Source organism: Hymenobacter sp. CRA2 (assembly GCF_002007105.1).
In the GTDB taxonomy this organism is placed as follows: Bacteria; Bacteroidota; Bacteroidia; order Cytophagales; family Hymenobacteraceae; genus Solirubrum.
Window position 1 is genome coordinate 254,833 of record NZ_MVBC01000004.1, and the last position, 22,560, is coordinate 277,392.

The following is a 22,560-nucleotide window of genomic DNA, read 5'->3' on the forward strand; positions in this document are numbered from 1 at the left end:
CTTTGCTGTTATGCTAGTCGCCGCCGCAACCACCGCAGCCGCTGCACCCGCTACTGCTGCAGCCGGAGCAACCCGAGGAGCAGCCACTGTCGCCGCCGAAGTCGCCGCTGGCACCGCCACCGCCCGAGTGGCCGCCCCCGAAATCCGAGCCGCCAAAGTCGCTGCCTTCGCTGCTGTCCGCATCCAGGCTGCCGCCGCTGTCGGGGCCGGCTGCCGCTAGCTGCCCCCGGCGCAGGCCTAGAATGCGCAGCAGCTCGTCGTCGAACAGGCGCAGCGCGAAGGGCAGCGGGGCGCCCAGCAACAAGGCCTTGCCGTGCAGGCTACCCAGCAGTGGCTCGGCCCGGGGCCCGCGTGGCAGCTGGGCCAGCTCGGCGCCCACGGTGGAGAGCAGGTTCAGGCCCGTCGGGGTCAGCGCAAACGACTGCCAAAGCTTGTGCCAGGCGTTGCGCAGCACGCAGCCGCGCAGGCCTGGGCTTTCCGTTACCAGCAGCCGGTACTGGTGGGCCGGCGGCACCTGTTCGAGCAGCACCGCCACGTAATTGCGCAGCAGAATCATTTGCCGGCCAGGCGGTAAGGGGCGCAGCAGCGGCACCTCGTGGGGCCGCGCTGGTTCGTTGCCCCAGGCGTCGCCGGAGCGCACGTAGTAGCAGTCGATGGGGGCGTCCTGCGGCCGGGCCTGAAACGGACGGTGCTCCAGGCGGAGCACGTCGCGCAGGATGAGGTCGGCGAAGGTCAGGCGCAGCATGTGGCGCACGGGTGCCTCGTAAATTCGCTGCAGGACAATGATTTCGGCGGGGGCAAGACGGGCCAGCTGCATCAGAAAAGACGGAAGAAGCGAAATTTGGGCAGCAGCCAGTAGCGGTCGAGGTTGACGCGCCGGAAGTTGATGTCGCCGAACCGATCGGCGCCGTCGGGCCAGATGTCGGCGGGTGGGGCGTGGCCGAAAACGACCTGGTACAGCACCTTCGTGCGGGCATACCAGTCGGTAAACTGTTCCCGCTGCTGGTTGCCGCCGCGGGTGGGGCCGTGGTGAATGGAGCGCCCAAGCACGTGAGGGCAGAATTCTTCCCAGTAAGAGCGCGTGTAGAGCAGGTGCAGGTGCCACACCTGGTCGACTTGGTCGGAGGGTGTGAGCGGGTGCTCGGCCACGCAGAGCAGCAGCATAAAGCGCTTGTACTCGTACACGGCGCGCAGGCTGTAGGCCAGCGACCAGCCGTTTTCGCGGGCCAGGCGGTCAGTAAATGTCAGGGCCGCGTGCGGGTCATCGAGCTCGAAAGCCTCGATTTTCTGCCAGAGCGCGAGGTAGTCGGGGCGCATGAGGCGGATGAGCGGCGGGTGAACGGACGAGCTTTGTACGCTACGGCGTGCCGGACGTTGCAGCGGCGGGAAGCTCCGGCAGGTCGTGCTCGAGCACTTCGGCCCGGGAGCCGAAATCCGGCATGACGGCCCGGCGCAGGCGGTTTTTTAGCTCGTCCAGGGTGTGGCGCACGTTGGTTACCGTGGGGTGCTGCTGCAGGCGGGCGGCGGCTTCGGTCTGGAGCACGGCCCGCACAATTTTCTCCACCACGAAAGGCAGAATCCAGCCCACCACGTTCGAGGCCAAGACGCCGCGCAGGCCCAGCCGGGCCAGCAGCCGCACCGACATGCGCTCCAGCAGCAGGGCCTTCACGGCCGGGGCGGCTTTGTCGGTCAGAAAGTCGGCCACCAGTTTGGCGTTGCCCTTCTGCACCTCGGCGCGTAGCACTTCCTGCACCGATTCGGCAGCCGTACGGAAGGCCTTGCGAAACAGCGGGCCGGTTTGCCAGGCGCGTAGCCCCAGGGCGCGGGCCGAGTCGAGCAGGGTAGGGAAGATGGACGGGGCTTTCATACGCTGCCAAGAAACGCAAAACCCGGAGAAAGGTGGTGAACAGGGCCCGACAGGCGAAAAAATCAGCCGCTGCAGGGCCTGCGGGCGTATGAAGGGCGCAGATTTCCTTTATTGCAACACGGCTATGTACCCCCGTTCACGCTGCGGCCATTGGCTGCTGCCGACGGTGGTCCAGGCCGCTAAGCGCCCCTACCTACTACGTTACCTAGCATGCACGCCATCATTATCAGCCGGCCCGGCGGGCCCGAAGTTTTGCAGCTCGAACACCGCGACGCGCCGCGCCCCGAACCGCATCAGGTGCTGGTGCAGGTGCTGGCCGCCGGTGTCAATCGGCCCGACGTGCTGCTGCGGCAGGGAAAGTACGGCGGCGCCGGCGACGTAACGGGCTCGGTGCCCGGCCTGGAAATAGCCGGTGTGATAACCGAAGTGGGCGCGGCGGTGAGCCGCTGGCAGGTAGGCGACGAAGTGTGCGCCCTGCTCGCGGCAGGCGGCTACGCCGATTATGCCGCGGTGGACGCCCGCCATTGCCTGCCGATACCGGCGGGCTGGCGCATGTCGGAGGCTGCCTCGCTGCCCGAAACGGTGTTTACCGTGTGGCACAACGTGTTTCAGCGCGGCGGCCTGCAGCCCGGCGAGACGCTGCTGGTGCACGGCGGCGGCAGCGGCATCGGCGTGACGGCCATTCAACTGGCGCGGCTGCTGGGCTCGGCGGTGTACGCCACAGCGGGTTCCGACGAAAAATGCCGCACCTGCGAAGCCTTGGGAGCTGCGCGCTGCTTCAACTACCGCACCGAGGATTTCGAGGCCGAACTGCAGGCCCAGGGCGTGGACGTGGTGCTGGACATGATTGGGGGCGACTACACGGCTAAAAACCTGAACCTGCTCAAAGACGACGGCCGGTTGGTGTTCGTCAACGCCATGCAGGGGGCCAGGGCCGAGTTCAACGCGCTGGAGGTGATGCGGCGGCGCCTGACCATTACGGGCAGCACGCTGCGGCCGCGCTCGGCCGACTTTAAGGCTGCGCTGGCGGCGGAGGTGGAGCGGCACGTCTGGCCGCTGCTGGTGAACAAGCAGTTTAAGCCGGTGTTATTTCGCAAGTTTGCACTCCAGGAGGCCGAGCTGGCCCACCGACTGATGGAAAGCAGCGCCCACATCGGCAAAATCGTGCTGCGGGTAAACCGCTAGCACGCGCGCCGCCCGAAACCGGGCTCAGCTGATGCCTGAGCACGATTTTTTATTTGCCAAAATGAAAACGCGGGCGGCCTGAGGCCGTACGCTCCAGCTTACAGGGCGCGGTGCGCCGAGCCCTTCACCCAACGCAGTTGCCGCCCAGCTGCCGTTGCAGTTTTATTAGTACAGCCATGGATTATTCGTTGCTGAAGCAGTTGCTCGAGCAGGTCGAAGCCTTTGAGCAACACCAGCAAGCCAGCCACGGCACCCCCGCCGACCTGCCCCAGTTCGCCACTTGGCTGCATGCCCGGATGGCTACGGTGCCGGCCGCTGCGTCGACGCCCGTTCCCGATGAAGTGCACCGCTCGCACGAGACGGTGGAAGTGCAAATCAGCAAGCTGGTGGTGTTTATGAACCGCTACGCCCGCGTATACAGCCGCCTCGCCCTGGCCGGCTCGCCGCTGCTCACCATCGACGATTTTGCGTACCTGGCCAGCCTGCACCGCAAACAGCCCCTGAGCAAAACCGAGCTGATTACCCTGAACATCCACGAAAAAGCGTCGGGCACGGAGGTCATTAAGCGGCTGCTGGCCAACGGCCTTATTGCCGAGCAAGCGCACACCACCGACCGCCGCCGCAAGCAGCTGACCGTGACGGCAGCCGGCCGCGAGGTGCTGGGCTGGGTAATCAGCCGCATGATGCAGGCTTCGCACATGGTAGTGGGCGACCTGAACCCGGAGGAGCGTCAGCAACTGCTGTACCTGCTGCAGCGCCTCGACAAGTTTCACCTGCCCATCTTTCTGGCCCCGCGGCCCGAGAGCTTCGAGGAACTGCTGGAGCAGTGGTTGCCCTACCCGGAGGCCACGGCTCAGGCCCTGGCCCCGGTCGCCAAGCAACTCTAAAGCGGTACGGGAGGTAGAATAACGCGGCGCAGACGGCTGCGCCCGTTCCAAAACCACACCTCCGCTGCCATGAAAACTGCCCTTGTAATCGGTGCCACCGGCCTGGTGGGCGACTACCTGCTGCGCCAGCTGCTGACCGACCCACGCTTCGAGCGCATCAAAGTTTTTACGCGCCGGCCCACCGGCTACCACAATCCGGACAAGCTCGAAGAGCACATCGTGGACTTCGACAAACCCTCGGAGTGGCAGGACCTGCTGCAGGGCGACGTGCTGTTTTCGACCTTGGGTACCACCCTGAAGCAGGCCGGCAGCCAGGAGGCGCAGTACCGCGTCGATTACACCTACCAGCTCCAAACCGCCGAGGCCGCGGCGCGCAACGGCTCGGATACCTACGTGCTGGTGTCGTCGGTGTCGGCCGATCCGGAGTCGCGCATCTTTTACTCGCGCATGAAGGGCGAACTGGAGCGCGACGTAAAAAGTCTGGCCTTTGCGCGCATCCGCATTTTGCAGCCCGGCGTGCTGGCCGGCCCCCGGCAGCAGGCCCGCCCGCTGGAAAAGCTCGGCATCGGGGCGGCCGCGTTGCTGGGCGCTATTCCAGCCCTGCACAAGTACCGCCCCGTGCACGGCCGTACGGTGGCCAAAGCCATGATCAACGCCAGCTTCGACGAGGAAGCCGGTCTGCAGGTGGATACGCTGGAAGACGTATTCAGGCGGGCCGGGGAGTAGGCTCGGGGCCGCCGTAGCGCGCCATAATGCTGCTACTGCCGCTGCGGGCATCGTAACCCACCCACACCTCGCCCCAGTCGAACTGTCGCTGCTCCGGGCCCAGCTGCGTCGTGAGCCACTGCTGGTAGCGGATGGCCTGCTGCCGCTCGGCTTCCTCATTCCAGTTGGCCCAGTTCTGCTTGGGTGCGGTATCCTGCGTGAATACCAGTTGCCACTGAATAAGGTACCGGCCGATGAACGTCAGCACCACCACGACCAGCCAGTCGGCCGGCTCCAGCCGCACGTGGTAGTGCTGCCAGCCGTTGCCCAGGTTGGTGGGCGTGATGGTGGCACCGGGGAAAAGATGCGGCAAGTCGGCGGGCGTGGTGGTATCGGTGATGCAAGCCGAGGGGCCGAGCTGCAGGTGGCCGGTGTGCGGGTCGAGCTGGATAGGAGGGCGCATAGGATGAGTTAGCCGAAACCGGCTCTAAAGTTAGGGCTAGTTCCCCTCCTCCGCTGAGGAGGGGCTGGGGGTGGTTGACCAACTAGTTGAACAACTTTTAGAATTAGACTTCTAGCCCTAGCCTTTCAACCACCCCTAGCCCCTCCTCAGCGGAGGAGGGGAACTAGCTTTGGATTTCCTAGCACCCGCAACCCTCGTACCTTTGCCCGCTGAGCAACTTTGCCGCCCCCAAAGTGGTTTTGGCTCCGACTACGTTACCCCGCGCATGAGCACCTCCGAATCCAAGATTTACTGCCCCAGCCTGACCGAATACAAGCGCCGCGAGGCCCGCGTCGTCAACATCGGCGACCTGCCGCTGGGCGGGCATTACCCCATCCGCGTGCAGAGCATGACCACCGTCGACACCATGGACACCATGGGCTCGGTGGAGGAGACGCTGCGCATGGTGGAGGCCGGCTGCGAGTACGTGCGCATCACCGCGCCGAGCATGAAGGAGGCCCAGAACCTGCTCGAAATCAAGAAGGAGCTGCGCCGCCGGGGCTGCTCGGTGCCGCTCATCGCCGACATCCACTTCACGCCCAACGCCGCCGAGCTGGCCGCCCGCATCGTGGAGAAAGTGCGCGTGAACCCCGGCAACTACGTCGACAAGAAGAAATTCCAGACCATCGAGTACACCGACGCGGAGTACCAGGGCGAGATTGAGCGCATCCGGGAACGGTTTCGGCCGCTGGTGCAGATCTGCAAGCAGTACGGCACGGCCATGCGCATCGGCACCAACCACGGCTCGTTGTCGGACCGCATTCTGTCGCGCTACGGCGACACGCCGCTGGGCATGGTGGAATCGGCGCTGGAGTTTCTGCGCATCTGCGAGGATGAGGGCTACTACGACGTGGTGCTGTCGATGAAGGCCTCGAACACGCAGGTGATGGTGCAGGCCTACCGCCTGCTGGTGCAGAAGCTGGCCGCCGAGGGCCTGCAGCCCTACCCGCTGCACCTGGGCGTGACCGAAGCCGGCGAAGCCGAGGACGGCCGCATCAAGTCGGCCGTGGGCATTGGTACGCTGCTGGAAGACGGCCTGGGCGACACCGTGCGCGTAAGCCTCACCGAGCCGCCCGAAGCCGAAGCCCCCGTGGCCCGTATGCTCATTGACCGGTACACGAACCGGGCGGCCGAAGCCAAGCCAATTGCCCCGCTGGGGAATGACGAAGGAAAAATAACGAAGGAAGACGGCAACAGCGAATCTTCAAGCATCCTTCCTGCTTCTTCCTTCATCCCGATCGACCCGTTCCAGTACCACCGCCGCGCCACGCACGAGGTGCTGAACATCGGTGGGCAGAACGTGCCGCGGGTGCTGGCCGACATTTCGCGCCTGCCGCAGGTGGAGTACAACGACCTGCGCTGCGTGGGTCACCTGTACTCGGCCTTCCTCGACAAGTTCCAGATGAACGACCTCGGCGCCGACTACATCTACAGCGGCCAGCGCCCCATCCCGTTCATGCTGCCCAACGGCCTCAAGGAGCTGGTCGATTACTCCGCGTGGATTGACGCGGGCAAGCGCGAAGACCACTTCCCGGTGCTCACGCACAGCGAGTACGCCGTGGCCGCCGCCAAGCACCCCGAAGCCAACTTCGTCTTCCACTCGCTCGATACGCTGACCTCGGCCGCCATCGAGCAACTGCGGCAGGACCGCACGGCCGTTGTCGTCCTGCACACCGACAACGCCCACGCCATGCCCGAAATCCGCCGGGCCTTCTTCCGGCTGATGAGCCTGGGCGTGACCAACCCCGTCATCATCAACCGCCAGTACCCCGAGCAGGCGCCCGAGCAAACCCAGCTCTACGCCGCCACCGACGTGGGCGGCCTGCTGCTCGACGGCCTCGGCGACGGGGTGGTGCTCAGCACCGAAAAGCTGCCCGACGCCGACCAGAACACCTGGCTGGCGCGCCTCGACGGGCTGAACCAGCTCGGCTTCGGCATCCTGCAGGCGGCGCGCACGCGCATGAGCAAGACGGAGTACATCAGCTGCCCGAGCTGCGGCCGTACCCTGTTCGATTTGCCCGAAACCACCGCCATGATCCGCCGCCGCACCGACCACCTCAAGGGCGTCAAAATCGGCATCATGGGCTGCATCGTGAACGGCCCCGGCGAAATGGCCGACGCCGACTACGGCTACGTAGGCGTGGGCCGGGGCAAAATTGCCCTCTACCGCGGCCAGGAAGTCATCAAGAAGTCGGTGCCCGAAGAAGCCGCCGTCGACGAGCTTATCAACCTCATCCGCGAAGACGGCCGCTGGGTGGAGCCGGTAGCGGTGGAGGAGCCGGTAGGGGTGTAGAGCACTGCTGCTACAAGGGTATGAAGATCGAGCTACTAGCGGGTGCTGTTCCCCTGGGCGTCTGCGAAGCACAAGTCATTGACGCGGCAATGGGCGTGATAGGTGGTCAGCTGTTACCGGCTCCAGCTTATTTCGGCCATTATCAGTCCCTGTTCCGTGCGCATTTGCAGCAGCCCAACTGGCCTGGCATGCAGACGCTTGGGCTGAAAGCTGTTATGCCTTTAGGAAACGAATTGGAAGCTGCTGGCGGAATTTGCATTACTGATGTGGAGGGCTTCCACGAGATTCAAGTTGAGTTTTGTGGTGTCGATCATACAGTGCTAACTGAGTGGGAGTAAGGCTGCGAATTAGTTCGACTACGAACTGCAACTGTTCTTTATTGCAACCGCAGGTTCACGCCGCCAACGCCCCAAAACGGCGTTGGCGGCGTCACGAATGACTTCAAGCGTCGCCTGTACGAACACAGTGCTGGATGGGGCGACGCCGAAGAATTCACCTGGCGGTATCAGGCGGACTTGCTGGTGTACTTCGAAATATGCCCCGATGCCGTCCAGACCATAGCGCGTGAAAAGCAGCTGAAAGGATGGACACGGGCGAAAAAAGACGCGCTGATTGCCGCGCTCAATCCAACATGGCAGCCAGCCTATTGATTTAGAAACCTGGGCCGGCTGACCCCAACGAAGCGGTAGAGATGCTTCGACAAGCTCAGCATGACGTTCGGGAGGATATTTCCTCCTCCATAGTTGCTCCACCTAACCCCAACCACATTGAAAGCCTTTCTCTTCGACCTGAACGGGACCATGATTCACGACATGGACTACCACACCACGGCCTGGCACCGGCTGCTCAACGAGGAGCTGGGCGGGCAGTTTACCTGGGAGGAGCTCAAGCCGCAGATGTACGGCAAAAACCAGGAGTTTCTGGTGCGCATGTTCGGGCCGGAGCGGTTTACGGCGGCCGAAATCGAGCGGCTGTCGCGGCAGAAGGAGGAGCGGTACCAGGCCGAGTTTCGGCCCCACCTGCAACTGCTACCGGGGCTGCTGGAGTTTCTGCAAGGGGCTAAGGAGCGCGGCATTCCGGTGGCCATCGGCTCGGCGGCCATTCCCTTCAACATCGATTTCGTGCTCGACGGGCTCGACATCCGCCCCTACATCCAGGCCGTGGTCAGCGCCGACGACGTGACGGAGAGCAAACCGCACCCCGAAACCTTTCTCAAAGCCGCCGCCCGCCTGGGCGTGGAGCCGAAAGATTGCCTGGTGTTTGAGGACGTGCCCAAGGGGGCCGAAGCCGCCCGCAACGCCGGCATGCCCTGCGTCATCCTGACCACCACCCACCAGGAGGCCGAATTCGACTACCTCGACAACGTCGTGCACTTCGCCCCGGACTTCCGCGACGCGTTTTTCCGGCAGCTGCTGTAGCCCCGGCGCAGCCTCTTCGGGCCCGCCGAAGGCGTAAAGGCTCTGTCTGCACGACAAAACAGGCTTGTAGTACTCCGCAAGGCTGTTTTGTTGTGCAGACAGAGCCTTGTAGTACTCTGCAAGCCTGTTTTGTCGTGCAGGAAGACCCTTGTAGTACTCCGCAAGGGTGTTTTGTCATGCAGAAACAGCCTTGCGAGGTACCTCAGATCTGTTTTGATGGGCAGAAACCGACTTGTGAAGTACGCCCCGGCCCGCCGCAACGCCTCGGGGTGGCACCGGTAACCAAGCGGCGGGGCGATAGAACGGCGTTGCGCTACCTTTGCGGCGCTTTCCACCAACGTTTGCGCATGATTCGCACCGTCATTTTTGATATGGACGGCGTGCTGGTTGACACCGAGCCGCTGCACCACGACGCTTTTTTCCGCCACTTCGCCGAGCTGGGCCTGCGCATTTCCGATACGGAGTACGCCACGTTCCTGGGCTCGTCGACCAGCAACATGTACCAGCGCATCAAGCAGGAATACGGCCTGCGGGAAGAGGTGCCGGCCTTGGTGCAGCGCAAGCGGGAGCTGTTTGGCGTGGCCTTCGAAGCCAATACCACCCTGGAGCTGCTGCCCGGCGCCCGGGAGCTGGTGCTCGACCTCTACCAGGCCGGGGTGCCGCTGCAACTGGCGTCCTCGGCCTCGCACGAGACGATTGACCGCGTCTTCACCCGCTTCCAGCTGTACCCGTACTTCCAGAACCGCGTCAGCGGCGAGGAATTTCCGCAGTCCAAGCCCAACCCGGCCATTTTCCTGCGCGCGGCGGAGCTGGCCGGCATGCCCCCGCAAGCGTGCCTGGTCATCGAGGACTCGGCCAACGGCGTGACGGCGGCCAAGGCGGCGGGCATGTATTGCGTCGGCTACCGCAGCGCGCATTCGGGCGGGCAAGACCTGCACTTCGCCGACCACATCGTGGCGGACCTGCGGGAGCTTAGTGCCGCCAGCATTCTGGCGCTGCCGGTGGGGAGCTAAGCGCTGCGGCGGCACCGGGCCAAATGGGCCCGTGGGGCGGCGCGCCCACTCTTTTCGGGCGGCCGCGTATCTATACCCATTCACCACTGGTCCCCGTCCGCCGCATGTCCCACCGCGCGCTGAATCTGCCGGAGCTCGGCCTGCTCATCTACCTGCTGCGCGACAAGCCCGGCGCCGAGCGGCTGCTGGCCGCGCTGCACACCGTACACGTGACGGAAATTACCCCCGACGGCGTCGGCAGCCTGCGGTTTGTCAACCCCATGCCCGAGCGCCGCCTGGGCGAGAGCATTGCCACCACGCAGTTTCTGGACGAAGACGGCGTGCCCGTGCTCGTGGCGTTGTATCTGGACCGCGAAGGGGAGCTGTACGAGCTGGATTGCTGGAAAACCGACGACTCGCCGGTGCGGCGCATCCCGGCGTTTTAGGGGCCGTGCGCCGTGCCTCGGCCGGCTCAGCGCACGGCGTAGATGCGCTGCACGCGGCGGTTCTGGCCCAGCTGCTGGCTCAGAGCCGCCACGGCCTGCTCGGCGCCGCGCGGGTTGAGCAGGACCGTTTGCAGGGCCAGATTGAGTTTTTGGGCGGTGCGGCGGCACAGGCCGTTGCCACGGCTCAGGTCCAGGCACAGGTCGTTGAGCCGGGTTTCGTACACGAGCTGATCCTGCGCGTCGTAGAAGCGCACCACGGTGTGGTCACGGGTAATCAGGTTGGTTTCCAGGTTCCAGTAGCCGCCTTGCGGGACTTGCTGCGCGTGTACCAGGGCGGGCAGCAGGCAAAAGCAGGCAATGAGCAGGAGCGTTTTCATGGGGTGGGGTAGGCTAAGGGTGACACATAGGCTAGGGCGTCGGCCGCTAACCGGTACCAAGATGGCCCGCCCAAACGGCCCGCGCCGGCTTATTCGCCCTTCGATGTACGGGCAGGGAAATACGGTAGCCAGCGGGCGGCCAACGACCGGTTCGGTCGTTGGTCGATGAAGCATTGCAGTTGGTCTATTAATCAGATAACAAGCCGCTTACCTGCGGCAGAATCGGTATATTCACCGAGGCTCAACGCAAACGGTGGGTATGGCTATGGCTCAGGTAATCAACCAGACGCTACGGCAGGTGCTGCGGGCGGTAGACGAACGGAGCGGGCTGCGCCACGGGCTGTTCTGGCTGGTGGTCGGCCTGCTGGAGGCCGCGTTGCTGCGCTACAAGTGCGCGTTTGTCGACCACCTCGGGCTGGCCCTGGTGTATGCGCTGGGGCTGCTGCTGAGCTCGTACGGGCCGGCCACCTACGCGCTGCTCTACGGGGTGCTGCCCGAGCTGTGGGCCGAGCAGCCCCGCTACGGCCGTCTGCTGATCCTAGCCCTGGGGTGGCTGGGCGCGGCGTCCGTGCTGTCCTACGCCGTGTGGGCCTGGGGGCTGCTGCCGCTGCAGGCCGCTATGGTTTCCGGGCCCCTGGATAGGCAACTGGCCTTGTCGTCGGCGTTGCACGTGCCCTTGCTGCTGGTGGCCGGTGCCGCCGCCGGGCTGTGGGGCTACCGGCGCTGGCACCGCAAGGAGCTGGCCAATGAGCAGCTGCAGCAGGAAAACTACCGCGCGGAGCTGCAGCTGCTGCAAGCCCAGATTCACCCGCATTTTCTCTTCAACACGCTCAATAACCTGTACGCCCTCACGCTCCGGCAGTCGGAGGAGGCGCCGCTGGTGGTGGAGCGGCTGCGGGCGCTGCTGCATTTTGTGGTGGAGCAGGGCCACGCGCCGCTGGTGAGCCTGCGCGCCGAGCTGGCTCTGCTGCGCAACTACGTAGCCCTGGAGCAACTGCGCTACGGCCCGCGCCTGACCGTGGTGTTCGATGCTCCCGCCATGCCGCTCCACGCCGGCATCGCGCCGCTGCTGCTGCTGCCGCTGGTCGAAAACGCCTTCAAGCACGGCTCCGCCGAGCAGGTGGGGGCCGCCCGCATCGTCATTCGGCTGGGCCTGGAGCCCAACTACCTCACCTGCACCATCCACAACACGAAAAATGCCGACGCGCCCGCCATAGCTGGCGGTATTGGCCTGCGCAACGTGCGCCAGCGCCTGCAGCTGCTGTATCCCGGGCAGCATGAGCTAGGGGTGGAGGCGCTGCCCGATACATTCAGTGTGCAGCTGCGCCTGCGCCTGCGGGAGCTGGAGGCGGCCGCCGTGCCGCCCCGTCGGCGGGCCTGGCAGGTAGCGGGGCGCCGCCGGCGGCCGACCCTGTTCCGGTGGCGGGCGGCCGCGGCCAACTGGGTACCCGCATGAGCGCCGTGCTACGACACCGGGTGGTCCGGCACGGGCTGTTCTGGGCGGCAATGCTGGCCTTCTCCCTGATTATACAGCTGCCCGCGCACTGGGGCAACGGCGCCCGGATGTACGTGAGCGGCCTGTTTTTCAACCAGCTGCCGGCCTCCATGCTGGCCACGTATCCATTGCTGTACTGGCTGCTGCCCCGGTTGATGCGGCAGCCCCTGGCGTTTATGCTGCTGCTGGCCGCGTGGGTGGCCACCTGTGCCCTGCTGACGGTGCTGACCGTTATCTGGTTTGATTTTGTGGTGACGCCCGGGCTATTGCACGACCGGCCCGTGCCGGAGTTTCACCACGGCAGCTACTGGCGGCTGAACTTCACCTTCTTCATCACCGTGCTGACGGCTGGCATCGCCGTGACGGTCAAAATCACCCGCGAGTGGGAGGCGCAGCGCCGCCAGCGCCAGCGGCTGCGGCAAGAGCGCCTGCGCACGGAGCTGCAGCTGCTGAAAGCGCAGCTGCAGCCAGCGTTTCTGTTCGGCACGCTCCGCTCGCTGCACCGGCTCACGGCCGCCAAGGCGGCTGAGTCGCCGGGGGCGGTGCTGCACCTGGCCGAACTGCTGCGCTACATGCTCTACGAAAGCCCCCACGACTCCGTACCGCTGGCCGACGAAGTGGCCATGATGCAGCGCTACGTGGCCCTGGAGCAGCTCCGGCTGGGGCGCCGCGTGGAGGTGTCGCTCAACTTCAGCGGCGCGTTGGAGGACTACGTCATCGAGCCGCTGCTGCTGCTGCCGTTTCTGGAAAACGCACTCCGGCACGGCACCGCCCCCGCCCTGGAGTGCGCCTGGATCAGCCTGGATTTGGTAGTGCGCCACCACCGGCTCGAACTCAAAGTCATCAATAGCCACATGCCCGGCGCGGCGGGCTGTACCGAAGGCCCGGGTCTGCGCCGCGTGCGCCAGCGGCTGGAGCACCACTACGCCGGGCGCTACCGGCTGCAGGTATTGCCGGAGCCCGATACCTTTCTGATCATCCTGCACCTGCCGCTCGCGGCGCGGGCGCAGCTGGCCCCGGGCCGGCTGCAGTCGACGGCGGCGGCCGCCACTCTTCAGCCGCAACTGCCATGAAACTAAAGTGCTTGCTGGTCGACGACGAGCCGCCGGCCCTGGAGGTGCTGACCGCCTACGTGCGCGAAGTGGCGCACCTGGAGCTGGTGGGCACCTGCGAAAATGCCCTACAGGCCTTCGCGGCCCTGCAGCAGCAGCCCGTCGACCTGCTGTTTCTCGACATCAAGATGCCCAAGATGCTGGGCACCGATTTTCTGCGTAGCCTGCCGCACCCGCCGCAGGTCATCTTCACCACGGCCTACCGCGAGTACGCCTACGAGGGCTTCGAGCTCAGCGCGGTGGACTACCTGCTCAAGCCCGTGTCGCTGGAGCGGTTTCTGAAGGCCGTGGCCAAAGCCACCAAAACCGAGGCGCCGCCCGCGCCCGCCGAAGCCCCGGCCGGGCCCAACCCCGATGCTTTCCTGTACTTCCGCATCGACCGGAAGATGGTGAAAGTGGTGCTGCGCGAGGTGCTGTACGTGGAGGGCCTGAAGGACTACGTGAAGATTCACTGCGCCGCGGGCCCGGCGCTGGTGGTCAAGCAAACCATCAACAGCATGGAGGAAAAGCTTTCGGCCAGCAATTTTCTGCGGGTCCACCGCTCCTTCATCGTCGCCCTCGACAAAGTGCGCACCTACAGCCCGAGCCACCTGGAAGTAGCCGGGCAGGAGGTACCCATCGGGCGCATGTACCGCCAGCAGGTCGGCGAGGTATTGCGCTGACCTGCTGGCTTCGCTCACTTACTTGCACTGGTCCTTGCGGCGCGTGTCAATGACGTAGGCAATGCGCCAGCCGGCGGCCAGCTTTACCAGCTGAAACGAGTTGTAGCCGCAGTGGCTGAACTTGCCGTCGAGGTAAAACTGGTACGGCGTCCACGCACTGGCCAGACCGGCGTCGACGAGCACCTGCTCGAAGCGGATTCGCTCGTCCCACACGTCCTTGTGCGGCGTGCCCACGGCTTTCAGGAAGTCCTTCGGGTTTTCGGTCAGCACCTGCGTGGTGCCGCCGCGGGTACTGATGGTCTGGAGCACCACGCTGGGGGCCAGCGAGCTGCGCACCAGGGCGCTGTCGCCCTTGCGCATGCCGTCGAAGAACGTGTTGATGGTTTTCCGGACAGCTTCGGTTTCGGCGGCCGGGGCTTGGGCCAGGGCCGGCGCGCTGAGCAGCAACAGGCAGGGGAGTAGCAGGTGTTTCATGGGCCGTTGGGGCGGGAGAGTTGGATGGAAAAGTAACACGCCCGGCGGGCTCGGTTGCACGCACCGACCGTAGGTAGCACCGGCAATAGAGCCGCTCATCGCGGCCAGCCCGTTGGGCCCGCTTGCGCCTGGTTTTCGCCGGGTTTGGGGCCAGCTTTTCCCGGCTGACTTACCGTTTGCGGGCAACTATCCACCCGCCGCGGCTGTTACCCCATAGTCAACGATAGTGGCCGGCGCGCAGCGTTTTGCTACCTTCGTTGCTTTCCCGCAGCCGCTAACCTTTCGCCTCTATGCGTACCAAAGGCTTGTTCGATTTCGGTCCGGTGTTCGGTTATTTCTTCCGCAAGAAAGACCCGAACCGCCACACCAACTTCAACCTGCGCACCATGCATACGATCAATAAAATATCGATGCTGATGTTCCTGGCGGGGTTGATTTTCATGCTGTTTAAGTTCGTCATCCTGCGCTAAGCCGCCGGAAGCTGGACGTATTTCCTTGCCTAAGCCTGTCGGCCCCACGCGCCGACGGGCTTTGCCGTTTTTACCGTTGGCCCGGGCTTTTCGTCGGCTGGGGCGTGCCGCCCATCGGCCGCCGTAGCGCCCGGTTTTCACTTACCTAATGACCTCAAAGACCACGGGCCACGGCGGCCTGATTCTGCTCCTGGGCCTGCTCACGGCCTTCGGCCCGATGAGCATCGACATGTACCTGCCGGCCTTCCCGACCATCGCCCGCGAGTTTGGCGTGCCGATTTCGGCGGTGCAGTTCACCCTGGCTTCCTACAACATCGGCATTGCCCTCGGGCAGCTCGTGTACGGGCCGCTGTCGGACCAGCTCGGGCGCAAGGGCAGCCTGCTGGCCGGCATGCTGATTTACGCCCTGGCTGCCATGGGCTGCGCCTTCGCCCACAGCGTGGATCAGCTGGTGCTGGTGCGCGCCCTGCAGGCCGTGGGCGGCTGCGCGGGCATGGTGCTCACGCGCGCCATCGTGCGCGACCGGTTTCAGGGCAACGAGTCGGCCGGGGTGTTCAGCATGCTCATGCTCATCATGGGCGTGGCGCCCATTCTGGCGCCCACCGTGGGCGGCCTCATCCTGGCCCACCTGCACGACTGGCGCTTTATCTTCTGGCTGATGGCTGGGCTGGGCTTCACGGCCCTGCTCAGCATCTTCCTGAGCCTGCCCGAAACGCTGCCGGCCGAGCGGCGCAACCCCGTGGCGCTGCGCAACTCCTTCCGCACCTACGGCCGCCTGTTGCAGGACCGCGAATTTGTGGGTTACGCGCTGGCCGCCGGCATGGTGCAGGGCGGCATGTTCACCTACATCACCGGCTCCTCGTTCGTGTTTATGAAGCTGTTCGGCCTCAGCGAGCAGCAATTCGGGTTACTCTTCGGGCTGAACGCCTGCGGCATCATCGGCGCCTCGCAGCTCAATAACCTGCTGCTGCGCCGCTTCACCTTCGATGAGATTCTGCGCGCGGTGGTGCGGTTTTACGCGGGCGCGGCCGCCGTGCTACTGCTGATGGCCTACACGGGGTGGTTTGGCATTTATGGCATCGGTGTGCCGCTGTTCTGCGCCGTGGCCTGCGTGGGCCTGGCCGTGCCCAATGCCACCGCCGGCGCCATGTATCACCACGGGCAGCAGGCCGGCAGCGCTTCGGCCCTCATGGGTACGCTCATGTACAGCTGCGGCGCCGTGGCGGCCATCACCGTCAGCGCCCTGGCGGCCGAGTCGGCACTGCCGATGGCCGGCACGCTGGCGGCCTGCGCTGCGGCCGGGTTGCTGATTCAGACCTTGATGCTGCGCAAACCTGCCACGGCCACCGCGCCCGCGGCCGTTTAGCTTGGCTGGGGGCGGCCGGGCTCCGGCACCTCGCCGCTTGTCGGTTGCTCCTGGTGCTCCTCCATAGCGTCGAGCACGCGCTCGGGGTGCACGTCTTGGGCCAGCTCATCGATTTCCGGGTCGTGGGCGGCGGCAATGTCCATCTTCTTGGCCATGGCCGTCACCAGCACCACCAGGCGCGTCACCTCGTGTTCGGTCAGCAGACTGATTTGCAGGTCCAGATCGGCGCGCTTATCAGCCTGAACCGCCATCCGGTTTTGGCTGATCAGCACGAAGGTGGAGAGGAAAATGGCTTCGACCGACGCCACCATGGCCAGCACCACGAAGGACTTATCGAACGGGGGCAGCCCCAGCCAGCCCAGGTTCCAGACAACCCAAAGGCCGAACAAGGCCAAGTGAATGAAGACGAAGGCCATGCTGCCGGTAAAGCCCGTGACGGTATCGGCCAGGCGGTCTTGCCAACGCTTGCGCTGCTCGTCGGCCCGCTGCCGCTGCAGCAGCGCCTCGATGTTGCGCTGCACCACGCGCGCCATGTTCGGCTGGCTGTCGTCGGGAGTGGCTGGGGGCTGGTGGGCGGAGTTCATACGTGGGGGATAGGTTATGCCCTGGAGTGTACGGGAATAAGAGAAATTGAAGCTGGGCAGTGTTTCATATGTGGCTAGCTGCGAGTTGGATAGGATAATACTCGGGTCGGCCTTGAGCCGGCCGGTAGCTCCGGTTGGCTTTCGAGCTGGTTTGCTACCTTGCCGCCGTAGTTTCACCGCCGCCATGAACATCGAAGAACTCCGCGACTACTGCCTCACCAAGCCCGGCACCACCGAAGAGACGCCGTTTGGCCCCGACACCTTGGTATTTAAAGTCGGCGGCAAAATCTACGCCCTCACCAGCATCGACGACTACGGCAGCGTCAACCTCAAGTGCGACCCGGACCGCGCCGAGCAGCTGCGCGAGCAGTACGACTTCGTGGTGCCCGGCTACCACATGAACAAAAAGCATTGGAACACCGTGCTCATCGGCACCGGCATCACGGTGCGGCTGCTGCAGGAGCTCATCGATCATTCCTACGACCTGGTGCGCGCCTCGCTGCCCAAGGCCGTGCGCGAGGAGCTGGCCGCCGCCGAAAACGAGCTGTAGGGCAAGACCCAAGCAAACTGGCGTCGCCGCGGGGTGAACATTGCCACAACCAGCGCGGTTACACCAGCAATTGGGCCGGGCCCGCACGTTTTTTCTGCCGTCATGCAAATCAGTAGCCGCTTTTCCGTCGCCGTGCACGTGCTGTCGCTGCTGGCCATGTACCAGCCAACCGACGCGCCGCTGACCTCGGAACGCATGGCCGGCAGCGTCAATACCAACCCGGTGGTCATCCGCCGCATCCTGGGGCAGCTGAAAAAGGCTGGCCTAGTGGAAGTACGCCCCGCCGCCGGCGGCACCTTTCTGACCCGGCAGCCCGCTATCATCAGCCTGCTCGACGTGTACCGGGCCGTGGAAGTGGTGGAGGCCGGCCGTCTGTTTGGCATGTCTGAAAAGCCCAACCCGGCCTGCACGGTGGGGCGCTACATTCAGTCGGCTCTCGACGTGACGCTGCAACGCGCCCAAACCGCGCTGGAGCAGGAACTGGCGGGCGTGAGCCTGCAGCAGGTAACGGTGGATATTGCTGCCAAGGCCGCCGTGGGAGCCGGCTAAATTTTTTTGTCGCTTATTGTAACAATAGCGGTTACAGTAGGTTCTTGCCCTACAAAACCATCTAATTCCTAACTCCATGAAAATTGCTCTCATCGGTGCCACCGGCTTTGTCGGTTCCAACCTGCTGCGTGAAGCTCTGCAGCGTGGCCACCAGGTCACGGCCATCGTGCGCGACCCCGGCAAGCTCGCCGCCGAGCAAAACCAGAACCTGACGGTGGTGCAAGGCGACGTGAACCAGCCGGCGGAGCTGGCCGAGCAGCTGAAAGGCCACGACGTGGTCCTCAACTCCTTCAACGCCGGCTGGACCAACCCCAACCTGTACAACGACTTCCTCAGCGGCTGCCGCACCATTGAGCGGGCCACTGAGCAAGCCGGCGTGCCGCGCCTGCTGGCCATCGGCGGGGCCGGCAGCCTCTACATCGGCGAGCAGCAACTGGTGGACGGCCCGCAGTTTCCGGCCGAATACAAGCCCGGGGCCACCGCCGCCCGCGACTACCTGGGCGAGCTGCGCCAAAACCAGACGTTGGACTGGACCTTCTTCAGCCCGGCCATCGAGATGCACCAAGGCATCAGCACCGGCCGCACCGGGCAGTACCGCCTCGGCACCGAAAATCCGGTGTTCAACGAGGAAGGCCGCAGCATTCTTTCCGGCGAAGACTTGGCCGTAGCCGTGCTCGACGAGGTGGAAAAGCACCAGTTCAGCCGCCAGCGCTTCACGGCAGCGTATTAAGTCAGTCCTAAAAAGGCCCTCATGTCGAGCATGTTGCGCCTCAAGCAAGGGACCGAGGCAGCGTGCCGGCTAGTATTTGCTCGTTGAGGTTACTCTCAGACGTCCGCTCGCGAGATGTTTCGACCAACTCGACATGAGTTCGGTAGACAATAAAAAGCCCGCTGGTCGAAAACCAGCGGGCTTTTACGTGCCTGATGGGCAGCGGTCCTTACACCACCACGTTCACCATGCGCCCGGGCACCACAATGACCTTCTTGGCCGGCTTGCCTTCGGCGAAGCGGGCCAGAATATCCGTAGCGCGCACGGCTTCCTCGATTTCGGCGGCGGTAGCGGAGGCGGCAAACTGCATCTGCTCGCGCACCTTGCCGTTGATGGCCACCGGGTAATTCACCGTGTCCTCCACCAGGTAAGCCTCGTTGAACTCGGGGAAAGGCGCGGTGCTCAGCGAGCCGGCTTCGTGGCCCAGGGCTTCCCACAGCTCTTCCGCGAGGTGCGGGGCGTAGGGCGAGATAAGCACCACGAGCGGCTCCAGGATGGCGCGCTTGCGGCAGTTCAGCGCCGACAGCTCGTTGACGCAGATCATAAAGGTGCTGACCGAGGTGTTGAACGAGAACCGCTCAATGTCCTCCTGCGCCTTCCGGATGGCCTTGTGCAGGGCCTTCAGCTCGGCCGGCGTGGCCGGTTCGTCCGTCACGGCCCAGTCGCGGTCCTCGGGGTAGAACAGGCGCCAGAGCTTACGCAAGAAGCTCAGTACGCCGGTCATGCCCTGCGTATTCCAGGGCTTGTATTGCTCCAGGGGGCCGAGGAACATCTCGTGCAGGCGTAGGACGTCGGCCCCAAAGCGCTCCACTAAGTCGTCGGGCGAGGCCACGTTGAAGCGATTCTTCGACATCTTCTCCACTTCCCAACCACAGACATAACGGCCGTCGTCCTCTAAAATAAACTCGGCCGAAGCATAGTCAGGGCGCCACTTACGGAAAGCTTCCGGGTCGAGTACGTCGTTTTCAACGATGCTAATGTCCACGTGCAAGGACGTAGTATCGTACTGGTCTTTCTTGCCGAGTGAAACGAACTTATTCGTGCCGTTGATGCGGTACACAAAGTTCGAGCGGCCCAAAATCATGCCCTGGTTGATGAGCTTCTGGAAGGGCTCTGCGGCAGTGACCAGGCCCAAATCCTTCAGGAACAGATGCCAGAAGCGGGAGTAGAGCAGGTGCCCGGTGGCGTGCTCGGCACCGCCCATGTACAGGTCTACGTTGTGCCAGTACTGCTCGGCTTCTTCGCCCACAAACCGCTCGTCATTCTTCGGGTCCATGTAGCGCAGGTAGTACCAGCTGGAGCCGGCCCAACCGGGCATGGTGCTCAGCTCGAAGTCGAACTGCCCGCGGTACTTCCAGTCCTGGGCGCGGCCCAGCGGCGGCTCGCCGGTTTCGGTGGGCTTGTACTCGTCGATTTCGGGCAGCACCAGCGGCAGATCCTCCTCGGCCACCCCGAAGGCCATGCCGTCGCGGTAATAGATGGGAATCGGCTCGCCCCAGTAGCGCTGCCGGCCGAAGATGGCGTCGCGCAGGCGGTAATTGACCTTGCCCGTGCCGATGCCCATTTCCTCCAAGCGGCCAATGGCCGCCTGAATGGCGGGCTTCACGTCGAGGCCGTTGAGGAAGTCGGAGTTGAAGATGCGGCCTTCCTTGGCCACGTAGGCCTCGCCGGCCGCTTCGTCGTAGCCTTCCACCACCGGCACGATGGGCAGGGAGAAGTGCTGGGCGAAGGCGAAGTCGCGGGTGTCGTGGGCGGGCACGGCCATGACCACGCCGGTGCCGTAGCCGGCCAGTACGTAGTCGGCTACCCAGATGGGCAGCGGCTCCTGGGTGAACGGGTGCAGGGCGTAGGCGCCGGTGAATTCGCCGGTGATGGTTTTCACGTCGGCCATCCGGTCGCGCTCCGAGCGGTTCTTGGCATACTCCACGTACTTCTGCACTGCTTCGCGCTGCTCGGCGGTGGTCAGCACGTCGATCAGCTCCGACTCCGGCGCCACGGCCAGGTACGATACGCCGAACAGGGTGTCCGGGCGGGTGGTAAACACCGTCAGCGGCAGCTCGGGGTGGTTCTGCACGTCGAAGCGCACCTCGGCACCCACGGAACGGCCAATCCAGTTGCGCTGCATTTCCTTCACCGCGTCGGGCCAGTCGATGGTGTCGAGGCCCTGGAGCAGACGCTCGGCGTAGGCGGTGATGCGCAGGTTCCACTGGGGCATCAGGCGGCGCTCCACCGGGTAGCCCCCGCGCTCCGATACGCCGTCCTTCACCTCGTCGTTGGAGAGCACCGTGCCCAGCTGCGGGCACCAGTTCACGTAGGTTTCCGACTGGTAGGCGAGGCGGTAGGGGTGCACGGCGGCCACTTTCTGGGCCTCGGTCATCATCTGCCACTGACCGGCCGAGAAGTCGTGCACTTCTTCCGCGTCGCACACGGCGCGCACGTCCTGGGAGCCCTCAGCGGCAAACTTCTCCTGCAGGGTGCGGATGGACTCGGCCTTGTTCGTGTCGAGGTTGTACCACGAGTTGAACAGCTTGAGGAAAATCCACTGGGTCCACTTATAGTAATTGGGGTCGGAGGTGCGTACCTCGCGCGACCAATCGTAGCTGAAACCCAGCAGGTTGAGCTGCCGGATGTAGGTTTCGATGTTCTTCTCCGTGGTCAGGGCCGGGTGTTGACCGGTCTGGATAGCGTACTGCTCCGCCGGCAGGCCGAAGGAGTCGAAGCCCATGGGGTGCAGCACGTTGAAGCCGCGGTGGCGCTTGTAGCGCGACACGATGTCGGAGGCAATGTAGCCCAGCGGGTGGCCCACGTGCAGCCCGGCCCCGGAGGGGTACGGGAACATGTCGAGCACGTAGTACTTGGGCTTATCGGAGTGGTTTTGGGCGCGAAAAGTCTGGTTCTGTTGCCAGAACTGCTGCCACTTTTTCTCTATCTCCTGCGGTCGGTAGCCGGGCATAGGGCGGTTAGTCTATTGCTGAAACCGCGAAGTTAGGCCTTTGGACCGCGTTTGGTGTAGAAATTCTACGCAGGATAGCGCGTACGGGCGTGGATTTTCTGCGCCAAAATTCACACCCTGCCCCAGCGCTGGGTCAGCAGTACCAGTTCACCGATATCCTTAATGGGGCCGCGGTAGAGCACGTCGGGGCTATACAGGTCGCCGGACGACAGCTCCACGTCCTGCTGGGCGTCGAAGGGCACGAACACGCGCAGCGAACCGGCGGGCGTGAGCCGTACGTACAGGTCGCCGCCGGTGTAGCAGGTGCCGGCCGGCACGTAATCGGCGTACAGAAAGCCGGCCTGTTCCAGCTCGTCGTGCGTCATGTGGGCAGGGAAAAAGTGCGGGCAGCGTCGAGCAGGGTGGGCACAATGGTCGGTAGCAGGGCCGACGAATCCGTCAGGCGGGCACGGGCGTGGTCGCCCACGTGGGTAAGCACTAGGTTGCGCCCGGCGTGGCTCAGGGCTTCGTGGTAGGCCAGCAGCAGGTCCACGGCCTCGGCCGAGGGTTGCTGGCACAGGCTGCAGTCGACCCACACGGCGGGCTTGTTGCTGCGGGCGGCGCGGTGCAGGGCGCGCTCCAGCGGTATTTCGGCGCCGATATCGGCTATTTCGCGCAGCACCAGCAGGTAGCTGTCCGGTAATTGTTCACGGTAGACTTCCAACATGTTTTCCAACCCATTGATGAACAGTACAAAACTATCCATTCGGGCCGGGCAGGTACACCGCGTAAATACGCGAAATGGCAGGGCGTAACTACTGATTTTACCCCGAAATAACCCTTCAGGGGCGCGCGGGCGTGCCAAATACGGTCGAGTAGATTCCGTACAAATAGCCCCTTAAAACCCGTAAAAATGCGGTATGGG

At 64.3% G+C, this 22,560-nt stretch carries 26 protein-coding genes and 1 pseudogene; 17 read left to right on the plus strand and 10 right to left on the minus strand.

The features are described 5' to 3' along the window. Window positions 1-13 precede the first annotated feature (13 nt). From B0919_RS09030 to B0919_RS09040, 3 genes are read right to left on the minus strand one after another with little or no spacing between them, the layout of a single operon-like run. On the minus strand, window positions 14-817 hold the full coding sequence (locus B0919_RS09030; protein WP_078011905.1) for a hypothetical protein: 804 nt from the start codon (window positions 815-817) through the stop codon (window positions 14-16). After that, window positions 817-1,317: a glycine-rich domain-containing protein gene (locus B0919_RS09035; RefSeq protein ID WP_078011906.1), complete on the minus strand. Its 501-nt coding sequence runs from the start codon at window positions 1,315-1,317 to the stop codon at window positions 817-819. Before B0919_RS09035 ends, B0919_RS09030 begins: the two co-directional genes overlap by 1 nt. A 40-nt stretch (window positions 1,318-1,357) precedes the next feature. Then, window positions 1,358-1,867 (minus strand): hypothetical protein, encoded by a 510-nt coding sequence (locus B0919_RS09040; protein WP_078011907.1) that lies wholly within the window; start codon window positions 1,865-1,867, stop codon window positions 1,358-1,360. Window positions 1,868-2,077: 210 nt separating this feature from the next. Between B0919_RS09040 and B0919_RS09045 the strand changes: the two genes are divergently transcribed. The 3 genes from B0919_RS09045 to B0919_RS09055 all read left to right on the plus strand — a co-directional run bounded on the left by B0919_RS09045 (window position 2,078) and on the right by B0919_RS09055 (window position 4,665). Then, the gene (locus B0919_RS09045; protein ID WP_078011908.1) at window positions 2,078-3,052 is read left to right on the plus strand and encodes an NAD(P)H-quinone oxidoreductase; all 975 of its coding nucleotides are present in this window, start codon (window positions 2,078-2,080) and stop codon (window positions 3,050-3,052) included. Window positions 3,053-3,228: 176 nt separating this feature from the next. Then, a complete protein-coding gene (locus B0919_RS09050; protein WP_078011909.1) occupies window positions 3,229-3,939 on the plus strand; it encodes a MarR family winged helix-turn-helix transcriptional regulator in 711 nt (236 codons plus the stop codon). Window positions 3,940-4,008: 69 nt separating this feature from the next. Then, the gene (locus B0919_RS09055) at window positions 4,009-4,665 is read left to right on the plus strand and encodes an NAD-dependent epimerase/dehydratase family protein (protein WP_078011910.1); all 657 of its coding nucleotides are present in this window, start codon (window positions 4,009-4,011) and stop codon (window positions 4,663-4,665) included. Here B0919_RS09055 and B0919_RS09060 read toward each other — a convergent pair. Continuing rightward, the gene (locus B0919_RS09060; protein ID WP_078011911.1) at window positions 4,646-5,107 is read right to left on the minus strand and encodes a hypothetical protein; all 462 of its coding nucleotides are present in this window, start codon (window positions 5,105-5,107) and stop codon (window positions 4,646-4,648) included. The two genes, B0919_RS09055 and B0919_RS09060, sit on opposite strands and share 20 nt — an antisense overlap. Before the next feature lie 265 nt (window positions 5,108-5,372). On the opposite strand from B0919_RS09060, the gene ispG reads away from it, so the two are divergent. From ispG to B0919_RS09090, 6 genes and pseudogenes are all read left to right on the plus strand, one after another. Continuing rightward, window positions 5,373-7,439 (plus strand): (E)-4-hydroxy-3-methylbut-2-enyl-diphosphate synthase, encoded by a 2,067-nt coding sequence (gene ispG / locus B0919_RS09065; RefSeq protein WP_078011912.1) that lies wholly within the window; start codon window positions 5,373-5,375, stop codon window positions 7,437-7,439. Window positions 7,440-7,459: 20 nt separating this feature from the next. Further along, entirely contained in the window at window positions 7,460-7,777 is a 318-nt protein-coding gene (locus B0919_RS09070; protein ID WP_078011913.1) for a hypothetical protein, read from the plus strand. A gap of 99 nt (window positions 7,778-7,876) precedes the next feature. Further along, window positions 7,877-8,089 (plus strand): annotated as a pseudogene (locus B0919_RS09075) (GIY-YIG nuclease family protein); the annotation flags it as partial. Between the two features lie 117 nt (window positions 8,090-8,206). Then, a complete protein-coding gene (locus B0919_RS09080; protein WP_078011915.1) occupies window positions 8,207-8,857 on the plus strand; it encodes an HAD family hydrolase in 651 nt (216 codons plus the stop codon). A 347-nt stretch (window positions 8,858-9,204) separates the two neighbouring features. Next, the gene (locus B0919_RS09085; RefSeq protein ID WP_078011916.1) at window positions 9,205-9,870 is read left to right on the plus strand and encodes an HAD family hydrolase; all 666 of its coding nucleotides are present in this window, start codon (window positions 9,205-9,207) and stop codon (window positions 9,868-9,870) included. 104 nt (window positions 9,871-9,974) lie between these two features. Next, window positions 9,975-10,295 (plus strand): DUF6984 family protein, encoded by a 321-nt coding sequence (locus B0919_RS09090; RefSeq protein ID WP_078011917.1) that lies wholly within the window; start codon window positions 9,975-9,977, stop codon window positions 10,293-10,295. 26 nt (window positions 10,296-10,321) lie between these two features. Here the strand turns inward: B0919_RS09090 and B0919_RS09095 are convergent, their stop codons facing one another. Next, a complete protein-coding gene (locus tag B0919_RS09095) occupies window positions 10,322-10,672 on the minus strand; it encodes a hypothetical protein (RefSeq protein WP_078011918.1) in 351 nt (116 codons plus the stop codon). A gap of 265 nt (window positions 10,673-10,937) precedes the next feature. Between B0919_RS09095 and B0919_RS09100 the strand changes: the two genes are divergently transcribed. From B0919_RS09100 to B0919_RS09110, 3 genes are read left to right on the plus strand one after another with little or no spacing between them, the layout of a single operon-like run. After that, window positions 10,938-12,128, plus strand: a complete 1,191-nt coding sequence (locus B0919_RS09100) for a sensor histidine kinase (protein WP_176132945.1) — start codon at window positions 10,938-10,940, stop codon at window positions 12,126-12,128. Next, window positions 12,125-13,240 (plus strand): sensor histidine kinase, encoded by a 1,116-nt coding sequence (locus B0919_RS09105; RefSeq protein ID WP_139362015.1) that lies wholly within the window; start codon window positions 12,125-12,127, stop codon window positions 13,238-13,240. The genes B0919_RS09100 and B0919_RS09105 overlap by 4 nt, the downstream gene beginning before the upstream one ends. After that, window positions 13,237-13,941, plus strand: a complete 705-nt coding sequence (locus B0919_RS09110; RefSeq protein ID WP_078011921.1) for a LytR/AlgR family response regulator transcription factor — start codon at window positions 13,237-13,239, stop codon at window positions 13,939-13,941. Before B0919_RS09105 ends, B0919_RS09110 begins: the two co-directional genes overlap by 4 nt. A gap of 18 nt (window positions 13,942-13,959) precedes the next feature. Here B0919_RS09110 and B0919_RS09115 read toward each other — a convergent pair whose 3' ends face one another. Continuing rightward, window positions 13,960-14,415 (minus strand): nuclear transport factor 2 family protein, encoded by a 456-nt coding sequence (locus B0919_RS09115; RefSeq protein ID WP_078011922.1) that lies wholly within the window; start codon window positions 14,413-14,415, stop codon window positions 13,960-13,962. Between the two features lie 290 nt (window positions 14,416-14,705). On the opposite strand from B0919_RS09115, the gene B0919_RS09120 reads away from it, so the two are divergent. Both B0919_RS09120 and B0919_RS09125 read left to right on the plus strand, forming a co-directional pair. After that, entirely contained in the window at window positions 14,706-14,885 is a 180-nt protein-coding gene (locus B0919_RS09120) for a DUF6728 family protein (protein WP_078011923.1), read from the plus strand. 148 nt (window positions 14,886-15,033) lie between these two features. Continuing rightward, the gene (locus B0919_RS09125) at window positions 15,034-16,251 is read left to right on the plus strand and encodes a Bcr/CflA family multidrug efflux MFS transporter (RefSeq protein ID WP_078011924.1); all 1,218 of its coding nucleotides are present in this window, start codon (window positions 15,034-15,036) and stop codon (window positions 16,249-16,251) included. Here the strand turns inward: B0919_RS09125 and B0919_RS09130 are convergent. After that, window positions 16,248-16,835, minus strand: a complete 588-nt coding sequence (locus B0919_RS09130; protein WP_078011925.1) for a DUF1003 domain-containing protein — start codon at window positions 16,833-16,835, stop codon at window positions 16,248-16,250. The genes B0919_RS09125 and B0919_RS09130 overlap by 4 nt on opposite strands. 184 nt (window positions 16,836-17,019) lie before the next feature. Here B0919_RS09130 and B0919_RS09135 point away from each other — a divergent pair, with 184 nt between their 5' ends. The 3 genes from B0919_RS09135 to B0919_RS09145 all read left to right on the plus strand — a co-directional run bounded on the left by B0919_RS09135 (window position 17,020) and on the right by B0919_RS09145 (window position 18,664). Beyond that, complete coding sequence (locus B0919_RS09135) at window positions 17,020-17,385, plus strand: MmcQ/YjbR family DNA-binding protein (protein WP_078011926.1); 366 nt, start codon at window positions 17,020-17,022, stop codon at window positions 17,383-17,385. Window positions 17,386-17,487: 102 nt separating this feature from the next. Further along, the gene (locus tag B0919_RS09140) at window positions 17,488-17,934 is read left to right on the plus strand and encodes an Rrf2 family transcriptional regulator (protein ID WP_078011927.1); all 447 of its coding nucleotides are present in this window, start codon (window positions 17,488-17,490) and stop codon (window positions 17,932-17,934) included. A 76-nt stretch (window positions 17,935-18,010) separates the two neighbouring features. Then, on the plus strand, window positions 18,011-18,664 hold the full coding sequence (locus B0919_RS09145) for an NAD(P)-dependent oxidoreductase (RefSeq protein ID WP_078011928.1): 654 nt from the start codon (window positions 18,011-18,013) through the stop codon (window positions 18,662-18,664). Between the two features lie 208 nt (window positions 18,665-18,872). Here the strand turns inward: B0919_RS09145 and leuS are convergent, their stop codons facing one another. From leuS to B0919_RS09160, 3 genes are all read right to left on the minus strand, one after another. Continuing rightward, window positions 18,873-21,656 (minus strand): leucine--tRNA ligase, encoded by a 2,784-nt coding sequence (gene leuS, locus B0919_RS09150; RefSeq protein ID WP_078011929.1) that lies wholly within the window; start codon window positions 21,654-21,656, stop codon window positions 18,873-18,875. A gap of 110 nt (window positions 21,657-21,766) precedes the next feature. Then, window positions 21,767-22,021, minus strand: a complete 255-nt coding sequence (locus tag B0919_RS09155) for a hypothetical protein (RefSeq protein ID WP_078011930.1) — start codon at window positions 22,019-22,021, stop codon at window positions 21,767-21,769. Next, complete coding sequence (locus B0919_RS09160; RefSeq protein ID WP_078011931.1) at window positions 22,018-22,401, minus strand: hypothetical protein; 384 nt, start codon at window positions 22,399-22,401, stop codon at window positions 22,018-22,020. Before B0919_RS09160 ends, B0919_RS09155 begins: the two co-directional genes overlap by 4 nt. Window positions 22,402-22,560 lie beyond the last annotated feature (159 nt).